At 40.2% G+C, this 14,219-nt stretch carries 12 protein-coding genes; 4 read left to right on the top strand and 8 right to left on the bottom strand.

The features are described from left to right. Window positions 1–75: 75 nt before the first annotated feature. From J7E66_RS00595 to J7E66_RS00580, 4 genes are read right to left on the bottom strand one after another with little or no spacing between them, the layout of a single operon-like run. A complete protein-coding gene (locus tag J7E66_RS00595; protein WP_214997540.1) occupies window positions 76–876 on the bottom strand; it encodes an ABC transporter permease subunit in 801 nt (266 codons plus the stop codon). 23 nt (window positions 877–899) lie between these two features. Further along, entirely contained in the window at window positions 900–1,697 is a 798-nt protein-coding gene (locus J7E66_RS00590) for an ABC transporter permease subunit (RefSeq protein ID WP_214997539.1), read from the bottom strand. A gap of 4 nt (window positions 1,698–1,701) precedes the next feature. Then, entirely contained in the window at window positions 1,702–2,586 is an 885-nt protein-coding gene (locus J7E66_RS00585) for an ABC transporter ATP-binding protein (protein ID WP_214997538.1), read from the bottom strand. Window positions 2,587–2,598: 12 nt separating this feature from the next. Continuing rightward, window positions 2,599–3,222, bottom strand: a complete 624-nt coding sequence (locus J7E66_RS00580) for a TetR/AcrR family transcriptional regulator (RefSeq protein ID WP_214997537.1) — start codon at window positions 3,220–3,222, stop codon at window positions 2,599–2,601. Between the two features lie 265 nt (window positions 3,223–3,487). Between J7E66_RS00580 and J7E66_RS00575 the strand changes: the two genes are divergently transcribed. Next, window positions 3,488–4,456 (top strand): nuclease-related domain-containing protein, encoded by a 969-nt coding sequence (locus J7E66_RS00575; protein ID WP_214997536.1) that lies wholly within the window; start codon window positions 3,488–3,490, stop codon window positions 4,454–4,456. Between the two features lie 342 nt (window positions 4,457–4,798). Next, window positions 4,799–6,031: a peptidase T gene (pepT, locus tag J7E66_RS00570; protein ID WP_214997535.1), complete on the top strand. Its 1,233-nt coding sequence runs from the start codon at window positions 4,799–4,801 to the stop codon at window positions 6,029–6,031. Between the two features lie 83 nt (window positions 6,032–6,114). On the opposite strand, the gene J7E66_RS00565 is transcribed toward pepT, so the two are convergent. Next, window positions 6,115–7,056 (bottom strand): phosphotransferase, encoded by a 942-nt coding sequence (locus tag J7E66_RS00565; protein ID WP_214997534.1) that lies wholly within the window; start codon window positions 7,054–7,056, stop codon window positions 6,115–6,117. Window positions 7,057–7,218: 162 nt separating this feature from the next. Between J7E66_RS00565 and J7E66_RS00560 the strand changes: the two genes are divergently transcribed. Then, window positions 7,219–7,344 (top strand): DUF4023 domain-containing protein, encoded by a 126-nt coding sequence (locus J7E66_RS00560; protein ID WP_168241366.1) that lies wholly within the window; start codon window positions 7,219–7,221, stop codon window positions 7,342–7,344. Between the two features lie 64 nt (window positions 7,345–7,408). Here J7E66_RS00560 and J7E66_RS00555 read toward each other — a convergent pair whose 3' ends face one another. Both J7E66_RS00555 and J7E66_RS00550 read right to left on the bottom strand, forming a co-directional pair. Beyond that, window positions 7,409–8,014 carry a hypothetical protein gene (locus J7E66_RS00555; protein WP_214997533.1) on the bottom strand — a complete coding sequence of 202 codons (606 nt, stop codon included), beginning with the start codon at window positions 8,012–8,014 and terminating at the stop codon, window positions 7,409–7,411. A gap of 13 nt (window positions 8,015–8,027) precedes the next feature. Continuing rightward, a complete protein-coding gene (locus tag J7E66_RS00550) occupies window positions 8,028–9,203 on the bottom strand; it encodes a ParM/StbA family protein (RefSeq protein ID WP_214997532.1) in 1,176 nt (391 codons plus the stop codon). A 1,213-nt stretch (window positions 9,204–10,416) separates the two neighbouring features. Here J7E66_RS00550 and J7E66_RS00545 point away from each other — a divergent pair. Beyond that, on the top strand, window positions 10,417–12,831 hold the full coding sequence (locus tag J7E66_RS00545; RefSeq protein WP_214997531.1) for an immune inhibitor A domain-containing protein: 2,415 nt from the start codon (window positions 10,417–10,419) through the stop codon (window positions 12,829–12,831). A gap of 154 nt (window positions 12,832–12,985) precedes the next feature. Here J7E66_RS00545 and J7E66_RS00540 read toward each other — a convergent pair whose 3' ends face one another. Next, on the bottom strand, window positions 12,986–14,173 hold the full coding sequence (locus J7E66_RS00540; RefSeq protein ID WP_214997530.1) for a L,D-transpeptidase family protein: 1,188 nt from the start codon (window positions 14,171–14,173) through the stop codon (window positions 12,986–12,988). Between the last annotated feature and the right edge of the window lie 46 nt (window positions 14,174–14,219).

The raw sequence follows: 14,219 nt of genomic DNA, 5'->3' as shown, positions 1-14,219 counted from the left end.
ATAGAAAAAGCCCCCAATAAAGTAAACAGATTTTTATTATTTCATCTGTCTACTTTATCGGGAGCATATCACTCATTATGCATTTAAATCTTTCTTTTTATAAAAAGTGAAGGTTACTACTAGTAATGCTGCAATGATAATCACGGATATGACGATGAAAATCGCCTCGAGCCCACCGCCAAACATCACATTTTTTGCATCAAAATATTTAAAGGGGGTGAAGTATTTCATGCCTCCAATGTTCTCATTCAAATCAATCGCAATCGATAACATATACGTAAGTAGAAGGATACCAGTTGCTAGAGATGGAGCCGTTTTCGGTTTCTTTTTTACAGCCGCAAGCGCGCTCCCGATGACCAGAAACAAGACCTGTAAAATAAACATGCCTGCCATGGTAAGGGCGATATCGCCATTCACAGCTTCACCTGCGCGGTTGTATTTCCCAACCAAAATAATCAACGAACCCCAGGTGACAAGATTGAAGATGACAAGATTCGTGAAGGCAGCTAATAATTTTGCGCTAATAATGGTATTTCTGGAAACTGGTTTGACAAAGAGAAACTCCGCTGTTTTGTCACGTTCTTCTTTGGCAATAATCGAGGCCCCGAGCATTGCTGCATGGATCGTTGCCATTAATAATAAATAAATATACAGCAAGGAATAATAACCGCTAATCTTTGATAAATCAACTACACCGAAACCCATGACCGCCTTCATCGATTTGGGCAGATCGGCAATTAAATCATTGATCGATTGGCCCGATGAGGAATAGGCCTCATATTTAGCCATGCCTGATGCCACCATGAGGAAGACACCGATGCTCCAAAATATCAGCGATTTTCGATAAGATTTCAGTTCTTTTAAAAATATATTCATGACCAAACCCCTCCATTTCGCAGCTATACAGCGTGGATATCCTTTTTGAGATAAACAAAATAACTCGCCGCGATGGACAGAATGACAATAACGGCGCCGGCCACTAAAAAGGATGCTTCGAAGCTTTCATGTTTGATGATATGGGCGGTGTCAAAATACTTAAACGGCGAGATATACCGTTTCGCTTCCTCACCCGTTGTGCTGCTAAACATCCCCAGAAAATAGAACGCAAACACGGTCGTAAGGGAGACGGTCAATACAGACTTAATCTTAGGAACAATCACCGACATCAACACCCCTAAGGCGAGGAAAATCAGCTGGATAAAAAACATCGTCAGTGAAAGCATAATAAGTACCTTCAGGCTAAAGTCATCTGTCTTGACTTGAAATGCCAGGATTATTGTTACAGCTAGGTAGACAATATTGGTCATGATGATTGAGACAAAGGCTGCCATCAGTTTGGCTGTTAATACAGTTGTCCGGGTAACAGGTTTCGTTAATAAAAAATCGGCTGTCTTTTCGCGGACTTCCTTACTGACAATGCTCGTGCCAAGATTCATCCCCTGAATCGCCCCGCACAACGTAATAAACGATAACGGGAAGCAATAAAAGCCCAGAATGGTAAAGAAATTCCCAAGATTAAAGCCGATGGCATTCCTGATTGCCTCGGGATAGCCTTCCATGATTTTTTGGAAATCCTCTGCATCCTTGGCAAAGGCAGGATAGAAGGACATAAATAAAGCGATGATCAACACTAACGAAACAGACCAAATAATCGTCGACTTCCGATAAGCCTTCAATTCATGAAAAAAGATATTCATAGTCTTAGGCCTCCTTTTCGTAGAAATGCATAAAGATCTCCTCAAGGTCTGGCTCTTCAATCCACAGATTCACAAGTTCAATGTCAGCAATCTTTTTCAAGATGGCATTGATGTTTCCTCTAAATAAAAAGCTAGTCGTCGTGTCCTTAACTTCTAAATTATTGACGCCGCTGATGTTGAAGCAACTTGGATCGAGCGGTGCTTTCGTTTCAATTTTGAACTTTTTATAATTGTTTTCTTGTAAGGTACTAATCTTTTCAACCGTAACGATTTTACCTTCTTTAATGATGGCGACCCGGTTACATAGTCGTTGGACCTCGCTGAGGATGTGCGAGGAAAAAAGGATGGTTGCCCCTTTTTTGTTCTCGTCCTCTAAGAGCTCAAAGAATTTTTGCTGCATGAGCGGGTCGAGTCCGCTCGTTGGTTCGTCAAGGATAATCAGCTTCGGTTTATGGAGAAGTCCCTGAACAATGCCAACCTTCTTTTTATTTCCCAGGGAGAGGTCATCGATTTTTTTATTAAGATCCAAATCCATAATGTTTGCTAATTCTATAATTCTCTTACTGCAATCTTTTTTATAAAAACTAGCTGAATATTTTAATAGGTCCTTAACCTTCATATTGTCATAGTAAAAAACTTCAGAAGGCAAATAACCGATTTCCTTTTTAATTTCAGGTGCAAATTGAACACAGTCTTTGCCAAAGATAGTCGCACTGCCGCTGGTAGGGTAAATGAGGGACAATAGGGTCCGGATCGTGGTTGATTTACCGGCACCATTTGGCCCAATGAAACCAAAAATCTCGCCTTCTTCGACATGAAAGCTAATGTCCGTGATCCCCCTTGACTTGCCATATGTCTTTGTCAGATTGTTAATTTCAATTACATTCATCGTGACAGCCTCCTATTTGTAGAAACATTTAATCAAAACCTCAAAATACTCCTCTGCTTCGGCTTGGATCGCTTGATAATTAATCTCGTGGGTTGGCGACAACTTGGCTTTTTCAATTGCTTCATCACTCATCTTTTCAAACGTCCAGTTGATAATTTTTATGATTTTTGTCAGATCGACATCATCTCTAAATTTCGAGAAATCAATGCCCTCATACGCTTTTTCCATATTAATCTGTGTTAGTTCTGATTTTTTTCTATCAAATTCAACCTTAATTTCAGCAGATTCCTCCAAAAATACTTCTTGGATAAATTTAAAGATATCTGGATATGTCCCAAGCATATCCGCTTTGATCATGATGGCATGCCTCATACGCCTAAAAAAGTCAGTCTCTTTGAAATTAATTTTCTTGTAAAATTCGTCGGTAACGAGTTCGTAGCAATAATCAAATAAAAATAAGAAAAGCTGCTTTTTGTTCTGAAAATAATGAAAGAGCAATCCCTTTGAAATACCCGCCTCTTTGACGATTTCATTGGTCGATGCTCGGTCATATCCTTTCTCAGCAAATTCCTTTATGGCGGCATTAATAATTCTGTCTTGTTTTTCTTTATCTAAGTTGAGAAATTTTGAAAACATTGTCGCTGCCCTCCTTTTTCGACTATTGACCACATCAGTCAACCACATTGTACTCCCGTTGACCCATCCGGTCAATAGCGGTCAAGCCCTATTTTTTACAAAAATATGAAATAACTGTTTGAAGTATAGTATGGCCTTCGGGGACGTGCTACGATGCAAGATGACGGATAGATTTTAAGGAGGTGATCGAAGATTAATATTAAGAACAGAGTTGTACCATTGACGGAGGTGATCGAAGATTATTATTAAAGGCAGAGATGTATCATTGACGTTAGAAGGATTACTTGCAGCTCAGCAGCGGTTATCAGCTGGCCATTCGCTCCAGCCAGTACTGGCAGCTAAACGAGCGTCCATTGAAGCGGGTATTGGCGGGGAGGAAAGGGTAGCAGACGTCTTCCGGAAGCACCCATTTTCAGCAGAACACCACATTTTCCACGATTTATCTCCCGCATGGTCCGAAAATTTTCAAATGGATACGTTTGGGCTGACTCCTTGGGGCGGCGTGGTTTTAGAGGTAAAGAATATTGGCGGAAGCCTGGAGTTCAAGGACAATCCCCCTCAATTAATCCGAACACGGGAGGATGGACACAAGGATGGTTTTGAGAATCCTGTTGTCCAATTGGAAAGAAATCGTGGGTTAATTAGTGATTGGTTTCTGAATCGAAGCATCTCGCTCCCAATCTACGGGGCAGTCGTTTTGGCTTACCCGAAACAAATGGTTACCGTTCCCCCTGCAAAGACTAAAATCTTGTTCCCCAGCTTAATCCCCTCATTTATGAAAAGCATCCCACAACAAGCAAATAAGTTGGACCAAGAAACCCTTCATTGGCTGTCTGCCGAACTTCTAAAAAGTCATCAACCATTTATCCCAAAACCGATATGCGCGGCCTATGGTATTCCTTTCGAGGATTTTCGTTCTGGGGTGAGGTGCTTGCCATGCGGCAGGTTTGGCATGGTGAAGCTGCCCCGGACCTGGTGCTGCCCAGATTGTGGAGCGAATGATCATCTTGCCCACCTTAGGACTTTACGAGAGTGGTTTTTGATTTGTAATAGGACCATCACGAATAAGGAATGCCGGGAGTTTTTGGGAGTTGATGATATCCATACGGCAAAACGCATATTGCTAAGTATGAATTTGCGAAGCCAAGGGACTTATCGAGATCGTTGTTATTTTATGGATTTTAGCTGTAAAAACCTCAGCCAGAACCAGGAAACCATCATAATTCGCAAGTGAGGAGTAGTTTCGCCAGTAAAGTGGACTTATCCGCCAGTAAATAGCGCCTACCCGTCAGTATTGGATGCTTATCCGCCAGTTTTTTCGGCTTGCGCCAGTAAAGTGTGCTTATCCGCCAGTAAATAGCGCCTATCCGCCAGTATTGGATGCTTATCCGCCAGTTTTTTCGGCTTGCGCCAATAATTGGCTCTTATCCGCCAGTAAATAGCGCCTACCCGCCAGTAATTGGCTCTTATCCACCAGTAAACCACACCACTCAAAAAGTTTCTGAAAACGTGTAACCGCTCTCTCATAGTGATATGATAATCATGAATTCATCCAAAAAAGGGGAGTGTAGTGCAATTGAAAAACGAACTCATTGAAAGATTTACTTCCTATGTAAAAGTGGACACACAATCCAATGAAAACAACGAAACTTGTCCATCAACAGAGGGGCAGTGGACATTAGCTCGCATGCTTGTCGAGGAATTACAATCCATCGGGATGCAAGAAGTTACAATCGACGAGAACGGTTATGTGATGGCGACCTTACCGTCAAACACAGAGAAAGAAGTGCCCACCATCGGCTTCCTGGCCCATGTCGACACTGCCACGGACTTTACCGGAAAAGGCGTTAACCCGCAAATCGTCGAAAATTATGATGGCAACGAAATCGTCTTAAATGAGGCGCTAAAAGTTGTGATGTCTCCGAAGGATTTTCCAAGCCTACCCGACTATAAAGGACACACCCTAATCACAACTGACGGAACCACATTGCTTGGAGCGGACAACAAAGCTGGCATCACTGAAATCATAACAGCAATGGCTTACCTGATAAACCATCCGGAAATTAAGCACGGTAAGGTCCGCGTTGCGTTCACCCCAGATGAGGAAATTGGCAGAGGTCCACATAAGTTTGACGTTGCGGCCTTCCATGCGAAGCATGCTTATACCGTCGATGGCGGTCCGCTAGGAGAGTTAGAATACGAGAGCTTCAACGCGGCAGCAGCGAAAATCACGATCAAAGGTAACAATATTCACCCCGGTTCCGCAAAAGACAAAATGGTCAACTCCATGAAAATTGCGATGGAATTACATAGCCAACTTCCAGCACAGGAAGCACCAGAACATACTGAAGGATACGAAGGCTTCTTCCATCTGCTATCATTCAATGGTGATGTCGAACTAACAAAGCTTCACTATATTATCAGAGATCATGACATGGAAATCTTCAAGTCGAGAAAAGCGCTGATCGAAAACATCGTCAATGGACTCAAGGCCAAATACGGCACAGACACCATCAACCTCGAATTGAACGATCAATATTACAACATGGGTGAAAAAATCAAGCCGGTCATTGAAATTGTCGACATTGCCCATGAAGCGATGGTGAACTTAGACATTAAGCCAATTGTCAAACCAATCCGCGGCGGCACCGATGGCTCCCAGCTTTCTTACATGGGACTGCCAACACCAAATATCTTTACAGGCGGCGAAAATTTCCACGGCAAATTTGAATTTATCTCCGTGGATAATATGATCAAAGCTACCAACACCGTCATTGAAATCATCAAATTGACAGAACAAAAAGCGTAAATCACACAATAAGGCTAACCTTGCATGAACCATGCTTAATATACACAATAATGCTAACCTTGCATGAACCAAGGTTAGCTTTTTCATAAAATAAGAGCTGCTGCGCACTGTTGAAGACTCGAAACAGTTTCTTCAAGCTGGGTGTTTAGTTGCTCAACAGACCATTTCCCGCCGTTCTCCACTAAATCCTTCTGAATCAGCAGGATCATCCAAATCGAAAACACGGATGAAAATAAATAATACTCTTTGAAAAAATAATCCCGATCAATCTCAAACTTAACTAGACTAAGATAGGACTCCAAGATGCGATCCCGAAATGGACTCGTTATTTTTTTCGGGAAGAGGGGATGCGACATATCGATGAGATGGTACAAATCCCAGTGCGGTGAATTAATATGGGTATGCTCCCAGTCCAAAATCTTCAATTCATCGCCGACGATTGCAAAATTCCCCGTATGTAAATCGCCATGAGTTAACACCTTTATTTCCAAAAATTCCAAGTTATTAATTTGTGAGAAAATAGCATCGATGAGCTCTTCCTCGATTTTTAACGAAGGCAATAAACGGTAAAACTCCTTCTTTTTCACACAAACATCTGATACTATTTGCTCTATTTTTGGCTTCAATCCTGTTAACGGGACATTTCCTAATTCCTCAATTGGGAGCGAATGCCACCACGCCACCCATTTGATCACACCTAGTACACTTTCTTCATTAAATTCGTGGGAGAGTGGGCCAAGATCCTCAAGGATCATCCAATTTAATTCAGGCCGTTCGCTTATCGAGCAGGAGATAATTTTTGGATAAATCGCTGGAAATATGGGAAGAATATGTTCATGGACCCAGACCTCTTTGCCTAATTGGCCATCGTTTGTCAGTGGTTTAAAAATATAGCTAGTTGATGGAGTTAGATAGAATCTCTCCACAAATCTCCCATTCATCCCCTTATAGAGGATTTCCTTTTTAAGGATGATCTCCTCATTTAAATTTCCATCGGCCCGGACAATATTGTTAGGCAGTTCCATGGGCTCACCACCGCATCTATTAATAGTTTCATAGTTTTATTTATTTTCAACTATGACTATAATGTTTATTCTTATTCACAACAAATGAAATGCATTACAGAATATTTCCTACCTGTTTGGTCAAAATAACATTGGTTCGATTTTTCAAGGAGGTTAGGCAGAATGGATAACAGAAGTACACACGAATTTGTAGAACAGCTGCATGAAAAACAGGAAAAGGATAAGAAAAATAAAGAACGGCAAGCAACAGGCCAAAAAAGTCAAAGGATGCCTAATAAACAGCATTAATTACGAAAAAGGACCAAACCTCTCAGCCGCGCATAGGCGGTGTTTGAGGTCTGGCCCTTTTAAATTACTTATTCATGTTTGCAAGAAAACCGCCAAGTAAGTCGTCGATATCCGGCTCGACTTCGTTTTCCTCTTCTTCAATTAACGGTTGCTTTTCTTTTGCACTTTCCCAATCAAACTCACTGAGGTCATCTTCCATATCACTTAAGTCGATAGGGGAGGTCGGGACCTCCTTACCTACAGCAACCTGCAGATAACTTTCATCTCTTTGAAGTTCCTCGGGAAATACTTCTTCCTGAAGGTACAAAGCTTCGTCGATATCGATTGAATGACTATTTAATGAAGCAAGCAGCGAAGTCGAACGGACTGGGTCAGAAATCAGCTGATAAAGAATACTTCCCAGCAAGGCTTCTGAATGCTCATGCTTTAACCAATTTCGCTGGGCTTTCGTTAACTTCTGGGGGAGGGGGATCGTAATTGTCTCCTTTTCCCTCGAAACAGAACTACTCACACCTTGCATCACAAACTCAGCAATTTTACTGGAAAAATTCCTTCTTTCTGTATCCTTCAACTTTTGTAAATGTTTTAAAATATGGTCAGGTGTATCAGAGGGGATACGAAAGGATATCGCTTGACCCCGCTGAACCTCATTTTGGGCTGCTTTTTTCATATAATCACCTTACTTAGCTTTTTACAGGTTCAACTCTAACTGGTTTTTGTTTCTCTGCTTTACGAACAAAGTCGTTGATAAGTTTATAATAAGCATTGGCCATCATCCAAATACTCTCTTTTTCATCTTCAAAGAAATCTATATTATAACCTTCTAAATTATTATTTAACGTTTTAAGATATTCCTTTAAGACATTGGCTCCGCCACCCACAAAGTAGCAAATTTCCGTTTGCGAGTTTCTCTGCCAAACATTACGTAATAAACGATATTGCTTTTTAGCTAAATCAAGCAGGATTCGATCGGTAATATCATGAACGCTTGTACGGCTTCCTTTAACCATAATATGATTACGATCGCTTTTCTTAGTGATAATCTCAACCACATCACGGCGGCTATCAAGTTCGACTCCATGCTTTGTTCTAATCTCTTCGCGAATGGCTTCTAATGATTCTGAAACCCCTAGATTAAACCCTTGTGCTTTATCATCATCAACATTACGATTTTTGATGACTGCAATATCAGTTGATAATCCGCCGATATCTTGAATTAAGATGCGCTTATCAATAAGTTCCTTATTGATTATTTTCCCGCTGTTGTCCAAAACAAGGTTAATAAATGCAGCGAATCCTTCAGGATATACTTTTACTTCTTCAAATTTAATATTTACTTTCAATCCTTGGTACTTTGGTGTGACAAGGAATTCAACTTGATGAACGGAACCAATTAATTTAGAACGATAGCCAGCATCCTTGCCTTCTTTTACTTCACGAAGGGGAAGACCTGTTCCCAATGTATAGTTAGCATCAATCACATTTTTTGTTCGTGGGAAAGCATGTGAATTATTTTCCTTTACTGCGTCTAAAGCTAATGTTGCAAAAAGCATAACTAACGTTTGATCTTCCTCTGACTTGCTGCTGCCAGGGTCTAATTCAGTGGCGTTAATACTTTTAGTAGCTAAATTACCAATACGATAAATTCCGTTGTTCTCTTTTAAAGCAGGGGAGTGGACTTTGATGTGAATTCCATCCAATGGATTTTTATTATCAAGTTCTTCAATCCCAATAACAGGTCGATCTTCTGTATCCCTAGCAATAATGTTAGGAATATTCAATTCATAGTCTAGTTCTCCGAAAATGGCCTTAATGGAGTCATTCCCAACATCAATAGCTGCAACTCTGGATTTAGTCATAAACATCATTCCTCTTCAATTTATAGATTTATTTTTAAAAGTAATTATGTAATTCTAGTTACACCTTTAAGAGTATATAAGATTGATAGATTCTTCAATGATTTATAAGTAAAAAAAATATAACTGTAAAAATGTAAACAACATGTAAACTTCAGAAAGATGTAAACATTATTGTATACAACGATAACAAATTTGTATACATCCCGCAATTCCAAAATGTACACGATTTTGTATACATGTAAACACTTTCGTAAACACAAAGTATACAAATTGTAAACAAGTACGCATAAACTGTAAACATGTATACGAAAATGTGTACAATCATACAAATAACGTAAACATGTATGCAAAATTGTATACTTGCCAATGACACCCTGTCCGATCCACCCTATTTTAATCATTACTTTCCTTAGCAAAAAAAGCACACCATATAAGGAGCACTTTAACTATTAATTTATCATGAGGGAGAAGAAGGACACAGGTCCCCTACTCTTCAAACATCGAATTGGCAACCATATCTTTTCCTACATATAAAGAACTACCATTTCTCCTTGTAATTTTACCAAACCGTCACTACTTCATTTTTACTATTAAGTTTTTATTCCTCTAACAAATTGGAACTATTTGAATCAACAGCCTCATCTTTATCGAGATAATCCCACTGACTGTTGCTGACAAGATCTTGATGATTATTATTCATGTTATATCATCGAGAACGCATCATCTGCCTTCAGAGCTTATCTAGCCAGTCTTCATGAGACGAGGAGTATCCAGACAACAACATTCCCCACCGTCCGCTAGCCAGCCTGTTTTCAGGTATTCCTGTTATCAAGTTTTTGTAAACAACGATTACAAACATGTATACACTGCGCCATTACGCGATGTGTACGAAAATGTATACATGTTTACACCTTTGTAAACACGAAGTATACAAAACGTAAACATGTATACGAAAATGTAAACTTTTCGATTTACCCCCACAGTCCGCTCTCACATAAATTTTATGTTCCCCTCCCCTCTTCTAAAATCGTTAACTATTAAACTATTAAACCAGCCTTCTTGTAAATATTTAATCTATAAATTTGTTATTAATTAGCGAAGAATTGAAGATTATCACTATTTTTGTCGTAATGTAATTTTAATATTCACAACATTTAGTCACTATTGTATGATTAAAAATGCACTATAGACACATTAATTAGGGGGAATACGTTTGGTAAAGAAAAATCGAGCACTGAAGGTTTTTTCTAGTATTACCGCAAGTACGATTGTTGCTTCCAGCTTGTTTGTTGGAACGCTGGGAGGCTCTACCTTAGCACCAAAGTCCGCAGCAGCAGCCACAAAAGTACCCACATCATTTGACGCAGGGATTGCAAATGATGAAAAATTAATTGAAATGTTGAAGCGCGAAGGAAAACTAGCAAAGAATGCAAGTCCGGCAGAATCTGAAAAGGCGTTAAAAACCTACTTAAAAGGAAAGAGTAAACCTACTAAGACAAAGGACCAATTACCAAAAGGAATTGGAAATTTTAAAGAAAGTGAACCATTGGTATCAAATGGACTTAAGAACGGAAAGGGCAACAAATTAGGACAAGCAACGAAGAATACTGTCGATTCTGTTCAAAAAGAGCCGTATACCGATGGTGTTCGTAAGGACAAAGTCCTTGTTCTTAAAATTAAATTCCCTGATTTTGCAAATAACTCAATAAAAAAAGAAGAATCAGACATGTTCTATGAAGATTATACGGATCAACACTTCCAAAATATGATTTTCGGTGAAAATGGGTATATAGGGCCTGATGGAAAAAATTATATCTCAATGAAACAATACTACGAACAGCAATCTGGAGGCAGCTACTCTGTTGATGGTGCTGTTGCAGGTTGGTATACAGCAGATCATCCTGCTGCTTATTACGGCGGTAACGTACCTACCCCTGATGGTAGTGATGCTCGTGCTAGGACATTAGTATACGAGGCCCTAAAAAAAGCAGCAGCAGATCCTAACATTAATTTAGGCGATTACGATAAGTGGGATCGTGATGATTTAGATGGAGATGGTATCCACGCTGAGTCAGATGGAGTCATTGACCACTTAATGGTTATCCACTCAGGTGTTGGAGAAGAAGCAGGCGGTGGCAGTCTAGGCAGCGATGCGATTTGGTCACACCGTTGGGACCTTGGGGGATATACTATTGTCCCTGGAGAAAAGTCCGAAAGTGACAATTTTAGTCTAGAAGGTTTTGGAGACCATCTCTTAGTAGCATTAGATTACACCATCGAACCTGAAGACGGCGCGGCTGGTGTCTTCTCCCACGAATTTGGTCATGACTTAGGCCTTCCTGATGAATATGATACTCAATATACAGGTGCAGGAGAGCCAGTTGAGTACTGGTCACTTATGTCAAGCGGAAGCTGGGGAGGCGCTATTCCTGGTACAGAACCACCGGGAATTAGTCCATACTCAAGACAGATGCTGCAAAATTTACATGGAGGGAATTGGTTATTAGGAGACACTCTTAAGTCGAATGACGTCACAAAGGCAGGTACTACTGTACTTCTTGATGAAGCAGTTACAAAAGGTACGAATAATGATGCTGTAAGAGTTGAACTTCCTGATAAAGTAAATACCCTGAATAGTCCAAAAGACGGATCGTTCGAGTACTATGGTGGTAAGGGTGATGAAGCTGACCATCGTATGGCAGCAACAGTTGATTTAACTAATGCTACTGATGCAACTCTTGATTTCGATGCTTGGTTTAACATTGAAAAAAATTGGGATTACGCCATGGTTCAAGTGTCAACTGATAATGGGGATACTTGGAAGTCATTATCAAGTTCAAAAACTAGCTCTACCTTAGATCCTCAGGGTGACACTACAATAAAAGCAAATCTTCCTGGTTACACAGGTTCAAGTAATGGCTGGATACATGAAACCATTGATTTAAGTGAATATACTGGTCAAAAAATACAACTTCAATTCCGTTCAATGACTGATGCTGCTGTAAATTTAGATGGCTTCTTTACGGATAATGTCAAAGTTACCGCTGATGGAAATGAAGTATTCTTTGATGGTGCTGAAGGGGCTTCAAAATTTACATTGGACGGCTTTGAAAAGCATGATGGTAAATACACAACTAAACACTATTACCTACTAGAATGGAGAACCCATAACGGTGTTGACCAAGGCCTAGCTCATATCCGTCGTGGAGCAAGCTTAATGTCCTATGATCCAGGACTAGTTGTCTGGTATGTGGATGAGTCCTATGGGGAAGACAACTGGACTGGAATTCACCCTGGAAATGGCTTCCTAGGAGTCGTAGACGCCGACCAGCATACAACCTATTGGAGTGATAAAGCCGTTGCGGCTACTCGCTACCAAGTCCATGATGCGGCATTTGGGCTTAGCAAAACAGATAAAATGTTCTTAGACTATTCTAATATCCCAGGACTTGGTGTCACAATGAAAGATAACTTCTCTCAACGTAACCCATTATTTGATGACAGCGCAAACTACAGTAACGCTGGACTCGTTGATGCTGGCCGTAAGGTGCCAAATTACGGATTAAAATTCCGTGTGGTTGGGGAAAGTCCTGATGATACAGTAGGTAAAGTCTTAATCTTCAAATAAACTAATAAAAAACCTACCTTCAGAAGCTTCTAAGGGTAGGTTTTTGCTTGTCTATGTCCACTAAATATTCAGGCTTTACTTCAAAAAAAAGCACCTGCAAGAGGCACTTTAAGGTATCTATTAATCTATGAGGCATTATATCCTGCCAACCTATTTACCCTTCACTCATCGCGCTAGCAACCATGTCAGCACCTACATACAGGTAATACCATTTCTCCTTATAATTCAACCAGCCAGTCACTACCGATTCTTGACTGCTAAGTTTGTATTTTTCCTCTAATAAATTGGACCGATCTGCCGTTACTTCTTCATTTTTGCCGAGGTAATCCCACTGACTATTGTTGGCAAGAGCCTGAGTATTTTTCAAGACACCACTACCATTGAGATAGAACCAGCGGCCTTCCGAATTGACCCAGCCAGTTTTCATCAATCCTGAATTATCGAGATAGTACCATTCACCAGCATCTGCTAGCCAGCCAGTTTTCATAGCTCCACTGCTATCAAGATAGTACCGATTCTCAGCGATAGATAACCAACCGGTTTTCATTACACCTTTGTTATCAAGATAATATTCCTTCCCACCGTCTGCCACCCAGCCCGTTCTCATCGCACCTGTTTGATCGAGATAATACTTATTTCCATCATCGTCCAGCCATCCCGTTTTCATTTCACCTTTGTTATCAAGATAATATTTCTTATCACCCTGGGTTATCCAACCGGTTTTCATTACACCAGCTTCATCAAAGAAATACCTTTTTCCTTCTATCGACTGCCAGCCCGTTTTTACTTGGCCATCCACATAATAATACTTGTTGCCGCTAAGTTCCACCCAGCCACTGCCATAACCGTTGGCCTTTGCAATCGAATCAAAGCTGCTATTTGAATGGGTGATGACTACCAATGTGTACTTATTGACATGGCTATAAAGCCAACGTACTTCCGAATTGTGCATCCGTACACAACCTGAACTTGCATAAGTACCAATCGAATTTTCATTTGCATTCCCATGAATAGCATAGGTGGTACCATAGGTGCCCCGTGCTTCTAATCCCAGCCAACGATTACCTAGCGGGTTGCGAGAATCTCCACCCGGAATTTTCAATTTATAATAGGGGCGATTAACGATCTTAGTTACAATTCTAAAAGTTCCTTCCGGTGTAAGAGATCTTGATCTTCCAGTAGCAACGCTGAATGTTCTAACTAATTTACCACTATCATAGAATGCAAGGGTATTTGTCTTTTTGTTAATAATAATTAACTGTGACCCACTGCTTGCATCTGCTTGGCCTGTAAATAAGAATACACTGAACAGCAAAACAAAAATAATAGATAGTTTTTTCATCGTAATCTCCCCAATTATGTAGTTATTACTAAAAGTAACATATGTA

This window comes from Bacillus sp. ISL-7, from assembly GCF_018613065.1.
The sequence above is the reverse complement of the archived record's forward strand: the minus strand, read 5'-3'. Positions and strand labels throughout refer to the sequence as shown.

Coding starts and splice junctions, on each gene's coding strand:
- J7E66_RS00595 (WP_214997540.1), bottom strand. CDS start 876: ATGAATATATTTTTAAAAGAACTGAAATCTTATCGAAAATCGCTGATA.
- J7E66_RS00590 (WP_214997539.1), bottom strand. CDS start 1,697: ATGAATATCTTTTTTCATGAATTGAAGGCTTATCGGAAGTCGACGATT.
- J7E66_RS00585 (WP_214997538.1), bottom strand. CDS start 2,586: ATGAATGTAATTGAAATTAACAATCTGACAAAGACATATGGCAAGTCA.
- J7E66_RS00580 (WP_214997537.1), bottom strand. CDS start 3,222: ATGTTTTCAAAATTTCTCAACTTAGATAAAGAAAAACAAGACAGAATT.
- J7E66_RS00565 (WP_214997534.1), bottom strand. CDS start 7,056: ATGGAACTGCCTAACAATATTGTCCGGGCCGATGGAAATTTAAATGAG.
- J7E66_RS00560 (WP_168241366.1), top strand. CDS start 7,219: ATGGATAACAGAAGTACACACGAATTTGTAGAACAGCTGCATGAAAAA.
- J7E66_RS00555 (WP_214997533.1), bottom strand. CDS start 8,014: ATGAAAAAAGCAGCCCAAAATGAGGTTCAGCGGGGTCAAGCGATATCC.
- J7E66_RS00550 (WP_214997532.1), bottom strand. CDS start 9,203: ATGACTAAATCCAGAGTTGCAGCTATTGATGTTGGGAATGACTCCATT.
- J7E66_RS00540 (WP_214997530.1), bottom strand. CDS start 14,173: ATGAAAAAACTATCTATTATTTTTGTTTTGCTGTTCAGTGTATTCTTA.